Genomic DNA, 15,984 nt, shown 5'->3' on the forward strand with positions numbered 1-15,984 from the left:
ACACAACGTATTTCATAAAAAAAAGCTATCAGAAATTGTATAATTTCTGATAGCTTTTTTACTTTTATATGCTTGTTATAGAAATATAATACATTCCTATTTATTTCATTATCAACAAGAAAAATTTTAATTTAATACTTCTACTTTACTATCTACAACATCTTGAACCGGTAGTACTACTTTTCCTTTTTCGGTAAGTATAACAACACAAATATTATCTATAGATTCTATAACACCTTCTAAAGAGTCTATTTTTATTCTTTTACCTATTTCTAAGTTTTTTCTAGAATAATAACCAAACAACAATCTTTTTATAATATCCTTAGATCCTAAACCAAAAGCTATGGTAAAGGCTAACACTATAGACCCTATTATTAAAGTTAAATTACTTTTTATAACACTTGTATCTACACCAGCTTGATCAAAAGCAGTAATACCTAAAAAGACAACTATTAAATAAAACGCAATATTTCCCACCAAGTTACCTCCAGAAATTTCTAAAGATTTAAACATGCTGTTAATTGCTTTTTTAACAATTGTACCAATATAAAGTCCTACTACAAAAATAGCCAATGCAGAGAGCAACCTAGGTAAATATGCAAAGAAACTAGTAATAGCATCAGAAATTGATTCTACCCCAAAAATATTTGCACCAGACATTACAAAAATCAAAATTAAAAGCCATTTTAAAACTCCTAATATTACGGTAGTAAGTACTACATTTATGGTAGTATTTCCAAAAATCTCAGTCTCTTTTAATTTTTCTGACCATTCATCAATTTTTGTTTTGTTCAGTGCTTTTCTTACAATCCAAAGAAATACTTTTATAACAATCCACGCTAAAATTACAAACCCAATAAAACCTAAAACTCTAGGTAAAGAGGCTATTATTGTGTCTAAAACATCTTTAAAAGGGGTTAGTAAGTTATCTAAACTTATAGCTAGTAGGACATTCATAATCAATAAATTTTGTTAATTTTTAGTTTTATTTTGGTTGTTATTACTGGTAGAACTAAATAGTTCTCCAAAAGTGTTTGGGTATTTTACTACAAATAAATCAGCAATATCTAAGGTAAGTTTTATCATACCAATATCATTAAGAACTTTTTTCTTAAGTACATTTGGCACTTCATTATGGTGTAATATTTTTTTAAATGGATTTTCCATAATTACATTTCATGATAAATTTTAACTACTTTAGCTTTGGCTCTTTTTATGCGCATTTTTATAGCACTTTCTCCTACTTCTAAAACTTCTTTAATTTCTTTAATACTCAAATCATCTTGGTATTTCATCAATAAAATCATTTTATCTGCAGGTTCCATTAGATCTAAAGCTTTTGCTAATTTTTCTGATTTTAATTGAAATAAAGTACTGTCATCTATTTCATCTAAATCATCAGCGGTATCTTTAATTTGATCTGTTACTACTGTTATTTTTTCTCTTTTCTTATGAACATTTCTTTGTACATAATTCACACAGAAATTATACGTAAAAGAATACAACCATGTAGAAAACTTAGAATTGCCTTTAAAAGTTCTTAGTTTTACAAATAATTTAATAAAAACATCATGTGTTAAATCTTCTGCTTCTTCTTTACTTTTAGAAAAACCGTAACATTTATTATACACAACTTTTGAGAATCTATCATATAAAATAGCAAACAAATGAGTATTATTTGTTGCTACTATTTTAAAGACCAACTCTTCGTCAGTTAAATTATTTGCATCTACAGCTTTCAATTTTATACATTTTTGACACGAGAACAAAATTAAGTCACAGTCATAGCAGTGTTCAAAACACTTTATAAAGGGATACAAATATAGATTTTAAATCTTGAAATAATAAATCCTTAAAAGCTTTTTAAAAAATATAATCTTTTTTGTAACATATATTTACCTTCTTACGTATAATAAGATGTAGCAATACATTAATCCTTTAAAAAGTCATAGAGAATTAGATGAGACAACTTAAAATTACCAAGCAGGTTACAAATAGAGAAACTGCATCGTTAGATAAATACTTACAAGAAATAGGAAAAGTAGATTTAATTACTGCTGATGAAGAAGTAGAATTGGCACAGTTAATTAAAGCTGGAGATCAAAGAGCTTTAGAAAAATTAACCAAAGCCAATTTAAGATTTGTTGTATCTGTTGCAAAACAATATCAAAACCAAGGATTAACGTTACCAGATTTAATAAACGAAGGAAACTTAGGTTTGATAAAAGCAGCAAAACGTTTTGATGAAACTAGAGGTTTTAAATTTATATCTTATGCTGTATGGTGGATTCGTCAATCTATATTACAAGCGTTAGCAGAACAATCTAGAATTGTACGTTTACCGTTAAATAAAATTGGTTCTATCAATAAAATTAACAAAATGTATGCTTTCTTAGAGCAAGAAAATGAGCGCCCACCAAGTGCAGAAGAAATTGCTAAGAAATTAGACATGACTGTGAATGACGTAAAAGAATCTATGAAAAATTCTGGTCGTCATGTATCTATGGATGCGCCTTTAATTGAGGGAGAAGATTCTAACTTATATGATGTTTTAAACTCTGGCGAATCTCCAAATCCGGATAGAGTTTTATTACATGAGTCTTTGCGTATAGAAATTAATAGAGCTTTAGAAACGTTAACACCACGTGAGGCAGATGTTGTAAAATTATATTTTGGTTTAGGAGAACACCAACCAATGACTTTAGAAGAGATTGGTGAAACTTTTGATTTAACACGTGAGCGTGTTAGACAAATTAAAGAAAAAGCAATTAGAAGATTAAAACATACTTCTAGATCTAAAATTTTAATGACATACTTAGGGTAATAATAAACTCTTTTAGGAATTTAAATACTACCGATAAAGCTAGAATATTTTACAAAAACTCTCGAATTTAATTCGAGAGTTTTTTTTGTAAGGTACATTACCAAAGAAACTAGAACTATAATCCCTAGTTAAAAAACCTCAAAAATATTCTTTTTAGAAACCAACAATCTCACATAATATCATAAAAAATATCTTCTTAATATGATATACGGTAACGTTGAGTAAAAGTTTTCATTTTAGTTAAAAAAACAACATAATTATTTGTTGCAAATACACTTTTATTTTTACCAGCCTAATTCTACTTTCCTTAGCATATTCATTTACCTTGCAACTTGGTAACAATAACCTGGTATTTTTTAGCTTCAAAAATATTTTGCATAAATTAAAATATATAAAGAAAAAAACAATAAGCATAATTCTTAAAAACTAAAATAGTTATTAACATTTTTTAACTAACTCTAATACTATTAAGACATATCAGCCGTTAATAACTCTTTTAACATAAGTTAAAATATTGTTATTTTTTTATGATTTATTCTTTAATTTTGATTTAGCTATAAACTATTACTAAAAAAATCAACAATTGTTAATAATTCAATTGTTATATTGCTAACTAAACTACTATGTATTTAAGAAAACTACTATTAACTTGCGTTGTGGTCTTGGGCTATGTTCAAGTAAATTTTGCTCAATGTGTCAATCCTCAGCCAACAACAACATTCAGTACACAAACATTTTGTGCTTCAGAAAACAAAACAGTTTCTAATTTAGTTGCTGTTGGAGGAAATATTGTATGGTATAATGCAGAAACAGGAGGGCTTGCCTATGATCCTACTGCAAAACTAAAAACCGGAGCCTACTATGCTGATGATGAAATAGGTGGAGGTTGTAGTACTAGTAGATTAAAAGTTAATGTTTTTGTCTATGGTGCACCACCAAATACTTTTGTTTCAATTACAGAATGTACAATTGACAAACCTACTATTTCAGAATTATACGCTGATGGAGATAATATAGAATGGTTTGATTCTGAATTTGGCGGTTCTTTATTGCATCCAACAACATTATTACAAGATGGAGCAACTTATTGGGCACAACAAACAGAAAACGGGTGTGTTAGTAACCGTAATTCTACAAGTGTAGTGTTAATAAACCCATCTGCTCCATTAGTTGCAGAACCTTTACAGATATTTTGTAGAATAGACAGGCCTACAATTGCTAGTTTGGGGGCACAAGTTTCTCACCCGGATAATTCTATAGTATGGTATCATACAGAGTTTTCAACCATTCCATTAGACCCAACAGATCAAATAGTTAGTGGAGAATCTTATTGGGCTGCACAAGTAGAACAAAGCTTATTATGTGAAAGTGTTTCTAGAGTTGAAGTAAAAGTTACTATAAACACAACAGATAACCCAACCACATCTTCAAATAACCAATCTTTTTGTGAAATTGAAGCAGCAACAATAGCAAACCTAAACATTACAGGAAACAACATACAGTGGTATGACACGGCAACTTCTACGGTAGCACTACCAACTGCGCAAGCTTTAGTGCATGGAGAAGATTATTATGCTACGCAAACTAACGGTACCACAAATTGTGAAAGTATACAAAGAACCAAGGTTACAGCAACTATAAATTCAATAGCTGCACCAACAACCATTTCAAATAGTCAAACTTTTTGTGATATAGACGCCGCAACAATTGCAGATTTAAATATTACCGGAACAAATATAAAATGGTATGACACGGCAACTTCTACTACTCCATTAGACCCTTCGGATATATTATTAAATGGAGAGGATTATTATGCTACGCAAACAGACACCGCTAATGGATGTGAAAGTGTTCTAAGAACAAAAATAACGTCAACAATAAGTACAACTACCCCACCTTCTGCAGTTTCTAATACTCAATCTTTTTGTGAAATTGACGAAGCCAAAGTAAGTAATTTAACAATTACTGGTTCAAATATTAAGTGGTATGACACAGCAACTTCTACAACCCCATTAAATTCAACCGAAGTTTTAATTGATGGTGCAGATTATTATGCTACTCAAACATCTGCTGCAAATTGCGAAAGTTCAGCAAGAACCAAAGTTACAGTAACCATAAATAAAACTTCTGCGCCTACAACTACATCTAATAATCAATCTTTTTGCGAAATTAGCAAAGCATCTATAGCCAATATAGCTATTACAGGAACCAATATAAAATGGTATGCAACAGCTACATCTAATGTAGAATTGCCATTAACAGAAGCTTTAGTGAATAACGAAGATTATTATGCTACACAAACAGACCCTAACACCGGTTGTGAAAGTTTTTTAAGAACAAAAGTTACAATAACAATAACTACAACTTCTGAGCCTACAACATCTTCAAACAATCAATCTTTTTGTGAAATTGCCAAAGCAACAATAGCAAATTTAGATATTACAGGTACTAATATAAAATGGTATGATACAGCAACTTCTACTACTCCTTTAAATTCAACGGATTTATTAGTGAATGGGGAAGAATATTTTGCAACTCAAACAGATGCTTCAAATGGCTGTGAAAGTGTTTCTAGAACAAAGGTTACCGTTACAATAACTACAACTCTAGCGCCCACAACAGTTTCTAATAATCAATCTTTTTGTGAAATAAACAATGCAACAATAGCAAATTTAAACATTACAGGAAACAATATAAAATGGTATGCTACAGCAACATCTACGGTAACTTTAGAGTTAACAGAAGTTTTAGTTGATGGAGAAGATTATTTTGCTACACAAACTGATGCTAGCAATGGTTGTGAAAGTGTTTTAAGAACAAAAATTACAGCAGCAATCACTACCACAACACCACCTACTACCACTTCTAGTAATCAATCTTTTTGTGAAATTGATGAAGCTAAAGTAAGTGATTTAGATATTACAGGTACTAATATAAAATGGTACGACACAGCAACTTCAACAACTCCATTAAATTCAACCGAATTATTAATAAATAATGGAGATTATTTTGCTTCTCAAACAGATAGTGCAAATGGTTGTGAAAGTTTAACTAGAACAAAAGTTACTGTATTAATTAACATTACAGATGCTCCTTCTACCTCTGCTAACAACCAATCTTTTTGTGAAATTAACGGGGCAACAATTGCAGATCTTGATATTACAGGTACCAATATAAAATGGTATGATACAGAAACTTCTACTATAGCGCTATCTTCATCTGAAATATTAGTGGATGGTGAAGATTATTATGCAACCCAATCTGACGCTACAACAAGTTGTGAGAGTTTTAAACGAACTAAAATTTCAATATCTATAGTTACAATTGTAGCTCCTACAACCACAACTACGGATCAAGTATTTTGCGAAAGTAAAAAAGCAACGATTGCAGATTTAGAAGTTTCCGGAAGCAATATTAAATGGTATGACACTGAAACGTCTACAACAGCATTAGACCCAACTACTTTACTAGAAAATGCTGGAGATTATTACGCTACACAATCTAACGCATCTTCAACCTGTGAAAGTAATACACGTCTAAAAGTAAATGTTACCTTAACCCAAGTAGCCACTCCAACATTAAATTTAAACGGAGAACAGTTTTGTATCCTAAAAGGACCTTTTACACTCTTAGATTTAGCTGATAGAATTGTAGTTTCTTCAGGCAACACCGTAGTTTGGTATGACAGTTTTCCTAACGGAAACACCATAAGTTCTAGTGAAACTCTTGTTCATAACACTACTTATTTTGCAGTGCTACAAGATTTAGATGGATGCGAAAGTACTACAGCTCTAGAAATAACTGTAGACTTAGAAGCATGTAATGACGATGACCTTGTTATTTACGATGGTTTTTCACCAAATAATGATGGTATAAATGATCTTTTTAACATAAAAAATATCAATTTATTATATCCAAATTATACCATAGAGTATTATAATCGTTGGGGAAATATTGTTTATAAAGGCAATGCAAACAAACCTAGTTGGAATGGAGAATTAAATGGAAACGGAGAATTATTACCAAAAGGAGTCTATTTCTATGTTCTTGTTTTCAATAAGAATGATAAAAAACCAAGACAAGGAAGACTTTATTTAAGCAGATAAGCTTCAATAAAAGTTCCCTGTACAAATTAAAAATTGCCAAACTAAAATAACTAAACCTACTAATTAAAATGAAAAAGCAACTATGTTTCTATTTTTTAAGCATGTTCATAACTATAACTTGGTCGCAACAAGATGTCCAATTCACTGAGTATATGTATAACATGAGTGTAGTAAATCCCGCCTACACAACAGATAACCCTGGGGAAATAAATACAGGACTTTTATACAGAATGCAATGGGTTGGCGTAGAAGGCTCACCTACTTCTGCTTCTTTATTTGCCCATGCACCGCTTGGAGATAAAGTAGAAGTTGGTTTCTCTTTACTTGCTGATGATATTGGAGATATTGTAAAAGAATATAACTTAAGTTTAGACTTTGCCTATAAACTTACACTAGACTACAAAAGCAAATTATCTTTTGGTATGAAAGCTGGTGCCAATATTTTTAACACCCAATTTACTGGATTAAACCTAGAAAGTGGTCAATATTTTACAGACCCTAATTTTAACGAAAATATAAATAATACTTTTTTAAATATTGGTATTGGTGCATTTTATTATACCGATGAATTTTACTTTGGTGTATCTGTACCAAATTTATTAAACACCCAATACCTAAGTAAAACCAAAGGATTATATGAAATAGCCGAAGAAAGACACATGTACGTAACTTCTGGTTATGTATTTCAAGTAAACAATCAATTTAAACTTAAACCATCTGTATTAGTAAAAGCCGTTGCAGGGTCTCCTATAATTGTAGATGCAAATATGAATGTACTTTATAATGATAAAGTAGAATTTGGTTTAGGCTATCGTTTAAAAGATGCTGTTTCTGCCATGATTAATTTTAGAGTAACCCCAGAATTTAGAATTGGGTATGCTTATGATTACACTACAACCAACTTAAACAACTTTAGTTCTGGATCTCATGAAATTATGTTTCTTTATGATATAAATATATTCTTTAACGGATTTAATAAATCACCAAGATTTTTTTAAATACACCTAGCTATGACAAAAACAAAACTACTACTTATAAGCATCCTTTTTTTTATGGGAGCTGCCCAGGCACAAGAATTAGGTCTAGCCAACCACTTATTTAAAATAACTTCATATATAGAAGCCGCAGAACTATTTGAAAAAGAAAAGTTTAAAACCCAAGATATTTATGAAAAATTAGGAGATTGCTATTATTTTAATAGCCACATGGACGAAGCTGCAAAATGGTATGGAGAATTAATGTTATTTCATGAAAGCTCAGTAGATCCTTCTTATTTTTTTAAATACGCACAAGCTTTAAAAGGATTAGAAAAATATGAAGAAGCAAGTCCTTGGTTAAAAAAATATGAAACAATAATAAAGAATGGTAAAATTAATGATGTTATAAAGTTAGACAGTCTCTTAAACGAAAATAGAGAAAGTATTTATGATGTTTTTACCTTAGGAGGAAATACCGCAGAAACGGATTTTGGAGGGTCATTTTACAACAACACATTAGTTTTTAGCTCAAGTAGATCTGGCGGAAAAATATATGACTGGAACAAACAACCGTATTTAGATTTATACCAAGCAAACATAGATTCAGAAGGAAATTTAGAAGAAATTAAACCTTTTTCATCTAAAATAAATACAAAATTACATGAATCTAATGCTGTATTTACAAAGGATGGTAACACAATGTATTTTACCAGAAATAACTTAATAAATGGAAAGAAAGTAAAAGACAAAAACAAAGTAACCCATTTAAAAATATTTAGAGCAGAATTAATAAATGATGAATGGGAAAATATCTCAGAACTTCCTTTTAATGGAGACAATTACTCTATAGTACACCCTGCTTTAAGTGAAGATGACAAAAAACTTTACTTCTCTTCAGACATGCCAGGAACCATAGGGTCTTTTGATATATTTGTGGTTAACATAGACGGTAAGGACAATTATAGTAAACCTAAAAATTTAGGACCAAAAATTAATACAAAACATCTCGAACAATTTCCGTTCTATAGCAAAGATACACTGTATTATTCTTCTAACGGTTTAGTAGGTTTTGGTGGTTTAGATGTTTTTAAATCCTATAACAACGTAAAACAAGGATTTACAACTCCAAAAAATTTAAAACTAGGAATAAATAGTAGCTTAGATGATTTTGGATATGTTTTAGATGAAGAAAAAAGCGCAGGTTACATTTCTTCTAATAGAATTGGTGGTAGAGGTGGCGATGATATTTATAAATTTAGAAAAGCTACAGCCATTTTCAGAATTGATGGTAAAGTTAAAGATAGATTAAAATTAGACCCAGTTGAAGGTGCATCTATATCCCTTTTAGACGCAGACAAGAAAGTTTTAGAAACTTTAAAAAGCGACAAAGATGGAGAGTTTAGTTTTATTTTAGAACCAGAAAAAGACTATACAATTAAAGTTAAACATAAATCTTACATACCAACAACCTATAACTTTAAGACATCTAAAACAGACCCTGTAATTTCTAGCACTATTTTATTAGATTTATACCAAACAATAGATCCAGATATTGTATTTAAAAATAAAAAAGTACAAATAGATCATGAACCTATATATTTTGATTTTAACTCTTCAATTCTAACACCAAAAGCAAAAGTTATTTTAGATGATGTTGTAAGAGTAATTAACAAATATCCAGAAATAAATATTCATTGTGGTTCACATACAGATTCTAGAGGGTCTGATAAATATAATAAATGGCTATCTTTACGAAGAGCAAAAAGCACCGCAGATTATATAATTTCTAAAGGTATTTCTGCAAGTAGAATTACCAGTAATGGTTATGGAGAGTCAGAATTAGTTAATCAATGTGCAGATAAAGTAAAGTGTACAGAAGAAGAACATCAATTAAATAGAAGATCAGAATTTGTTTTAGAATAATTATTACATTGTTTTCAAAAGAAGGTTTTTAAGCTATAGCATAGTTTAAAAACCTTTTTTTTTATAGAAAAAACATTAGCATTAATTATTGTTTATTATAAATTGTTTCCCTTTTTGTGTATGTTTTCACAAATTCGTATCATTACAATATCAAATTTTTAGTATGCAAAAAAAAGACAATAATCTCTCCAAAATTAAAATTGAAGACCAACAAATTATAGACAATAAAGAGCTAAACCTATTAGAATCTTTAATTCCGGTTGTAATTTTAATGTGTTTATTAGCCTATAATATCTTTTTTGCTGATGGTGCTTGGTTTGGAGATTATTCTAATCAATATATATTAATTTTAGGAGGTTTAGTAGCCGCAACAGTAGGTTTTTTTAACAAAGTACCTTTTCCAACAATGATTACTGAAATTTGGGAAAACTGGAAAAGTGTATTTGTACCCATTATGATCCTTTTTTTAGTAGGAGCTTTAGCAGGAACTTGGTTGGTAAGCGGAATTATACCTGCAATGGTTTATTACGGTTTACAAGTATTAAGCCCGGAAATATTTTTACCAGCTTCCGTAATTATTGCCGCAATTATTTCTATTGCAACAGGAAGTTCTTGGACCACCTCTGCAACAGTTGGTATTGCATTAGTTGGTATTGGTAGCGCTTTAGGTATTCCTAGCGGAATGATAGCCGGTGCAGTAATCTCTGGTGCATATTTTGGCGATAAAATGTCTCCGCTTTCAGACACCACAAATCTTGCGCCTGCAATGGCAGGAACAGATTTATTTACGCATATAAAATACATGGCGTTTACAACGGTACCAACCATCATCATAACCTTAATTGTATTTACTATCCTAAGTACTACAATAGATACTACAGGTAGTGCTGATATTAGTAATTTATTAATATCAATAGACAATACTTTTCATATTTCTCCTTGGTTGTTTTTAGTTCCAGGAGTAGTAATAGGCATGATTCTTCTAAAAACAAAGCCACTACTAGCTTTAGGAACCGGTGTTGTTTTAGCTGCTATATTTGCTTTCATTTTTCAAGGTGATGTTTTAGAAACCTTATCTTCTTCTAAGTTTCAATCCTTAATAAAATCAATTTTAACAGATACCCAAATCCAAACTGATAATGAAAAGTTATCTGATTTATTCTCTTCCGGAGGAATGGAGGGCATGTTATGGACCATTTTATTAATTATCTGCGCAATGGTTTTTGGCGGCATCATGGATGCTATTGGAGCTTTAGCTAAAATAACAAATTCATTATTAGCCGTAGCAACTTCTGTTTTTGGTTTATTTGCAAGTACTGTTGTAAGCTGTTTAGGTCTTAACATAATTGCATCAGACCAATATTTAGCATTGGTAATCCCTGGTAAGATGTTTAAAAAAGCCTATGAAGATAGAGGTTTAGCACCAGAAAATTTAAGTAGAACTTTAGAAGATTCCGGAACAGTAACTTCTGTTTTAATTCCTTGGAATACTTGTGGTGCATACCAATCTAGTGTTTTAGGAGTTGGTGTAGGAGACTATTTTATCTATGCCATTTTTAACTGGTTGTCTCCAATTACCACGTTGGTATTTGCTGCTTTTAGTATTAAAATAAAACAACTCATAAAAAAGTAACTTCCTTACATTATAAACAAATATCAGAATTATTTTAAAGTGTTAAATTTAAAAAAGTAAAAATTGTTTCAACAGATCTTTCTGATAGAAATACACTTAGAAATAACAAAAAAACGCATTATTTCTTATCTTTTTTCATCAAAAAAGTAAAAAGATGAACTATTACAGAAATTATGAAAAGCACCCAAGGACTTCCATGAAGTAAAACATCAAACCAATCTTTGGCTTGCATGGCATGTTCTCCAGAGAAAGCATTTCCACCTAAAATCCATTTGAGTTTCCCCACAATATGTGGTGGATTAAAAGGGGCTAAGCCTAAAGATAAACTTGCTATTAAAAAGAGTTTCCAGTTTTGTTTAAGACTTTTTATCATGAAAAACAAGGTGTTATCAAACGTAACTTATCTGCTACATTGCGGTTATATAAACCAATTCCAAACCAAACCAAAACGCACTGTAAAATCTCTATAAGGATAATTTGGAGCAGAAAAATAATTTTTCTCTGTAAAACCAGAAGTTACATTATCAACTTTTAAATACAAACGCGTTCTTCGCACTTGTGCATTAAAGAATAAATCTACGGTAGGATATCCTATTTCTGTATCATTTTGTAATGTAAATTCTGCCAATAATGGATTGTAAGCATTTGCTTTGTATTTTGTAAAATATTTAAAAGTAAGACCAATATTCACCAACATCGGTTTTCCTTTAAACCAATAATCTTGATAATACAAGGTGTTTCTTGTAACCAATTCTGGCACTCTAAAAACAGAACTACCACTACTTACATTTTGATACATTACCGTATTGTCTAACGCCAATTTCTTATACCTAAACTCCTTATTTGCTTTTAGCTTTAAATACGTAATTTGATCTGTAAATTGCTGAGGCTTATTATTCTCATCAAAATAAGTATAGTTGTCTATGTTTGTAAAATTTAGTGATGCATTTACCCACTTAGAACTGAAAGCAAAACCTAAATCTCTTGTGTTTACAGAGCTAAAATCATTCTGCCAATTGTAATCATCATAACTACTTTGATGTAATAAGGTATTAAAATTGGGCGATTTAGAACTCAACAACACACTACCTTGTACGGTAAAAATACTGTCTTTATGATACAGTGCTTCACCCTTTAAAAAACTACCAGACAATCGGGTACTTCCTGGGGTAAGATTGGCATCTGCATTTAATTTAAAATTTTTAATTCTAGCGTTCCACTCCGCCCCTACTGAAATAGCTTTTCCTGCTAATTTAGTTTTACTAATGCTGCTATTTGTGTTTAAAATAGTATCATAGGCATACGTATATTGCGTAAAATTAAGTTTGGGTTTTAGTTTTCCTAAAACATATTTCGAATTAAATTCTAAGTTAAGTTCATTGTTGGTCAGTGTACTTTTTACTTCGTTATCTTCGGCTCCAGAGTCATTTGACTCTCCAAAAATAGATATGGTGGTGGTAGTTTGTATAAATGAATAAGATTTAGTTTCATTGGTAAAAACATGTCCAACTTTTAAATTGCTAAAATCTTTATTACCAACGGTATCTTTACTAGATAAAAGCTTAAAACTATGTTCAAAATAAACTCGACTTCCATCAAATTGATTTTCTGCATCGTCTAAATTTACATCTAAAAGAGACCTTGTTGTAAACTCTGGATTATTAATCGTAAATTTTTCTATTTCCGCCGTTGGCAAACCTCCACTTTCTTCATTAAAAAAATCTTGACTTGTTAAATGTCCTCTTAATTCATACTGATTTTCTTTAGTACGATAATGAAAAGCACCTCTAAAATTTCCGTGACTTGCCAAAGATCTTCTATACGCTCCTAAAGAACGAATACCTTTATAAGAAAGAGAAACATTTAATCGTTTATGAAAATTAACCGTAAATAAAGCGTCTACAACTTGCCCTTGTTGCAAGCCTGTCCTGTATAAAATTTCTGTAGTTGGCGTAGGAACCTCATAATACTTAATTTCATCTATATCTAAATAACTAAATTGTTTCGCTGTAAAACCAATGTCTGGAAATAGCTGTACATTACTAAAATTATAGCCCAAATTATTAAAGGTTTGTCCTTGATTATGAAAAGCCAATAGTTCAAAATTATCTGTTCTCAAATAATTAAACTTATAATCTTTTTGTATTGTTAACGTAGTATCTATAAAGGTAGTATCTCTTTTATGCGAAAATATTTTATAGTCTGTATACTTTGTTTTTCCAGATAATTTTACAGTTATTTCGCCAGAATTACCAATAGAATCATTGTTAACTCTAATAAAATCATCCCCTTGTTGCCCAGAATTTATACGTGCTTGTGAAAACAACAGGTTTAAGCCTGAGAAAAAAAGTAAAAAAGATAAAAAAAATGGTTTATTCATAAGTTGTTTCTGCAGTAGCAAATGTAAAATAATTAAACGAAAATAATAGTTAATATATTTCCCGAAAATTGTTAATACTTCTAAAAGGTACTTTTTTGTAAATAAATTTATATTATCATTAAAAATGAAAACAAAAATTTTGCTTTTCTTTGTAGCATGTTAAACATAAATTTTAGCGGATTTACTTTAGAAGCTGGTACCGATGAAGCTGGTAGAGGCTGTTTGTCTGGCCCCGTAGTTGCAGCAGCAGTTATTTTACCAAAAGATTTTACACATCCTTTTTTAAACGATTCTAAACAATTATCTGAAAAAAAAAGAGCAGAATTACGTCCAATTATAGAAGCACAAGCACTCGCCTTTGGTGTTTCTTTTGTTTGGCAAGAAGAAGTAGATAAAATTAATGTTTTACAAGCATCTATTACAGGCATGCATCGTGCTATAAAAATGCTAAAAATTACCCCAGAATTTATTATTGTTGATGGAAATAAATTTAGAGAGTACAACAAAATTCCGCATGAAACCATTGTAAAAGGCGATGCAAAATACATGAGTATTGCCGCAGCTTCTGTATTGGCAAAAACGTATAGAGATGAGTATATGGAGAAAATTCATCAAGAATTTCCCATGTATAATTGGGCCAAAAATAAAGGCTATCCAACAAAAGAACACCGAAACGGAATTAGAGAATTTGGCGCCACTAAATACCATAGAAAAACTTTTAAATTGTTGCCAGAACAGATAAAATTAAAGTTGTAAGTTATTTTTTAGAAGCTATTTCCTGCTTTCAATTATATCTTTTTTCTGAAAAAGAAAAAAGGATGCCATTTCAATCAGGGCTAAAATTCTTGCAAGCTTTTAGAAAATCTCATGCATTTATTTTCTATTTATTTAAAAACTTCAACTATTTTTACGCTCCAAAAATTTAAGTAATGATTAGAAAAACCAAAGCAGAAATTACCAAATGTATCTTACATAAAGTAGCAAATAAATTTAATAGCGGACAAAATGTTTTTTCTGAAGACTTAATTCGTTTTGATCAAGAAAGTTACGATCTAATGAAAGGTTTTTTATTGAAACCATTTGGAAATTTAACACAGAGTTATCGATTTACAAAGCATGAAGATGTACGTTTAAATGAAGTAAATAAGTTTGCTTCAGAAATATTTAATGATGAAGAAAGTTTTGTAGAATACTCTAAAAGTATTGTAAACCATTTGTTTGAGCAGTCTAATTCTGCACAAATAAAAACAGGAGACGTACTTGTTGTTTTTATTGAAGGTATAGAATACAAAGATGTTTTAACAGAAGCTATAGGAGTTTTTAAAATTGAAAATAAAGTAGATTTTTTTCAAACCTATTTAGATGACAATGAAAGTTTTGATGTTGTTGTACAAAAAGGAATTTCTACAAAAAGAATAGACAAAGGTTGTTTGGTTTTAAATACCTCAGACCAAGAAGGTACTGTTGTACTATCTGTAGATAACAACAATTACGATGCCCAATATTGGTCTAAAAACTTTTTATCTGTAAAATTAGCAGACGATTATAATTCTCATACACAAAACTATTTAGAGATGTGTAAAGAATTTTCTGAAGAGGTAATTAAGCCAGAATTAGGCATGCACGAAAAAGGAAATTTCTTAGCAAATACGGTAGATTATTTTAAAGAAAATGAAGCTGTAGATTATGCTACTTTTAAAGATGAAGTTTTTGAAGAAGAAAAACACAAAGAAAAATTTGACGAATACAAACAGCACTTCGAAAAATTAAACGATGTGTTAATTAGAAATAATTTTGACGTTTCTGGAGTTGTTTTAAAGAAAGAGAAAAACAAATTAAAAACAGAGATTAAGTTAGATACCAACATCAACATTAAACTAGATGTAGATGCGCCAGAAGCAGCATCAGAATATTTAGAAAGAGGGTATGATGAAGAGAAAAAAATGAAGTTTTATAAAGTTTATTTTAACGAAGAGAAATAGAATACCATTGCTTTTGCTTTTGTCATGCTGAACTCGTTTCAGCATCTTAGAGTCTGGCTGCAAGGACTCTAGGACAAAGTAATCGGATCATTCGCAATTGTTGTGTTTAGGCAAAAATTGTTGTTAATCTAAATAGGAAAAATTCTACATTTTTAACAC

General features: G+C 30.3%; 12 protein-coding genes. 7 read left to right on the forward strand and 5 right to left on the reverse strand.

Annotated features, from left to right (window positions below; translation table 11 throughout):
* Positions 1-126: 126 nt before the first annotated feature.
* Genes ACSHW5_RS15095 through ACSHW5_RS15105 form a run of 3 tightly spaced genes read right to left on the reverse strand, consistent with a single transcriptional unit; the run spans position 127 to position 1,748 of the window.
* Entirely contained in the window at positions 127-957 is an 831-nt protein-coding gene (locus tag ACSHW5_RS15095) for a mechanosensitive ion channel family protein (RefSeq protein ID WP_435676981.1), read from the reverse strand.
* Between the two features lie 15 nt (positions 958-972).
* A complete protein-coding gene (locus ACSHW5_RS15100; RefSeq protein WP_435676982.1) occupies positions 973-1,167 on the reverse strand; it encodes a hypothetical protein in 195 nt (64 codons plus the stop codon).
* A gap of 2 nt (positions 1,168-1,169) precedes the next feature.
* The gene (locus tag ACSHW5_RS15105; RefSeq protein ID WP_435676991.1) at positions 1,170-1,748 is read right to left on the reverse strand and encodes an RNA polymerase sigma factor; all 579 of its coding nucleotides are present in this window, start codon (positions 1,746-1,748) and stop codon (positions 1,170-1,172) included.
* Positions 1,749-1,960: 212 nt separating this feature from the next.
* Here ACSHW5_RS15105 and ACSHW5_RS15110 point away from each other — a divergent pair, with 212 nt between their 5' ends.
* The 5 genes from ACSHW5_RS15110 to nhaC all read left to right on the forward strand — a co-directional run bounded on the left by ACSHW5_RS15110 (position 1,961) and on the right by nhaC (position 11,463).
* Entirely contained in the window at positions 1,961-2,824 is an 864-nt protein-coding gene (locus tag ACSHW5_RS15110) for a sigma-70 family RNA polymerase sigma factor (protein WP_018942691.1), read from the forward strand.
* A 623-nt stretch (positions 2,825-3,447) separates the two neighbouring features.
* Entirely contained in the window at positions 3,448-6,930 is a 3,483-nt protein-coding gene (locus ACSHW5_RS15115; RefSeq protein WP_435676983.1) for a gliding motility-associated C-terminal domain-containing protein, read from the forward strand.
* A 68-nt stretch (positions 6,931-6,998) separates the two neighbouring features.
* Entirely contained in the window at positions 6,999-7,928 is a 930-nt protein-coding gene (locus ACSHW5_RS15120) for a PorP/SprF family type IX secretion system membrane protein (RefSeq protein ID WP_435676984.1), read from the forward strand.
* Between the two features lie 12 nt (positions 7,929-7,940).
* Positions 7,941-9,830 carry an OmpA family protein gene (locus ACSHW5_RS15125; protein ID WP_435676985.1) on the forward strand — a complete coding sequence of 630 codons (1,890 nt, stop codon included), beginning with the start codon at positions 7,941-7,943 and terminating at the stop codon, positions 9,828-9,830.
* A gap of 163 nt (positions 9,831-9,993) precedes the next feature.
* Positions 9,994-11,463, forward strand: a complete 1,470-nt coding sequence (gene nhaC, locus ACSHW5_RS15130) for a Na+/H+ antiporter NhaC (protein ID WP_435676986.1) — start codon at positions 9,994-9,996, stop codon at positions 11,461-11,463.
* Positions 11,464-11,581: 118 nt separating this feature from the next.
* Here nhaC and ACSHW5_RS15135 read toward each other — a convergent pair whose 3' ends face one another.
* Together ACSHW5_RS15135 and ACSHW5_RS15140 are read right to left on the reverse strand one after the other, a co-directional pair.
* Entirely contained in the window at positions 11,582-11,836 is a 255-nt protein-coding gene (locus ACSHW5_RS15135; protein WP_435676987.1) for a hypothetical protein, read from the reverse strand.
* A 45-nt stretch (positions 11,837-11,881) separates the two neighbouring features.
* The gene (locus ACSHW5_RS15140; RefSeq protein ID WP_435676988.1) at positions 11,882-13,843 is read right to left on the reverse strand and encodes a putative porin; all 1,962 of its coding nucleotides are present in this window, start codon (positions 13,841-13,843) and stop codon (positions 11,882-11,884) included.
* A gap of 156 nt (positions 13,844-13,999) precedes the next feature.
* Between ACSHW5_RS15140 and ACSHW5_RS15145 the strand changes: the two genes are divergently transcribed.
* Positions 14,000-14,599 carry a ribonuclease HII gene (locus ACSHW5_RS15145; RefSeq protein WP_435676989.1) on the forward strand — a complete coding sequence of 200 codons (600 nt, stop codon included), beginning with the start codon at positions 14,000-14,002 and terminating at the stop codon, positions 14,597-14,599.
* Between the two features lie 173 nt (positions 14,600-14,772).
* Complete coding sequence (locus ACSHW5_RS15150) at positions 14,773-15,825, forward strand: nucleoid-associated protein (protein WP_435676990.1); 1,053 nt, start codon at positions 14,773-14,775, stop codon at positions 15,823-15,825.
* Positions 15,826-15,984 lie beyond the last annotated feature (159 nt).

Origin of the sequence: Polaribacter sp. (assembly GCF_051251875.1) — a bacterium.
Taxonomy (GTDB): Bacteria; Bacteroidota; Bacteroidia; order Flavobacteriales; family Flavobacteriaceae; genus Polaribacter.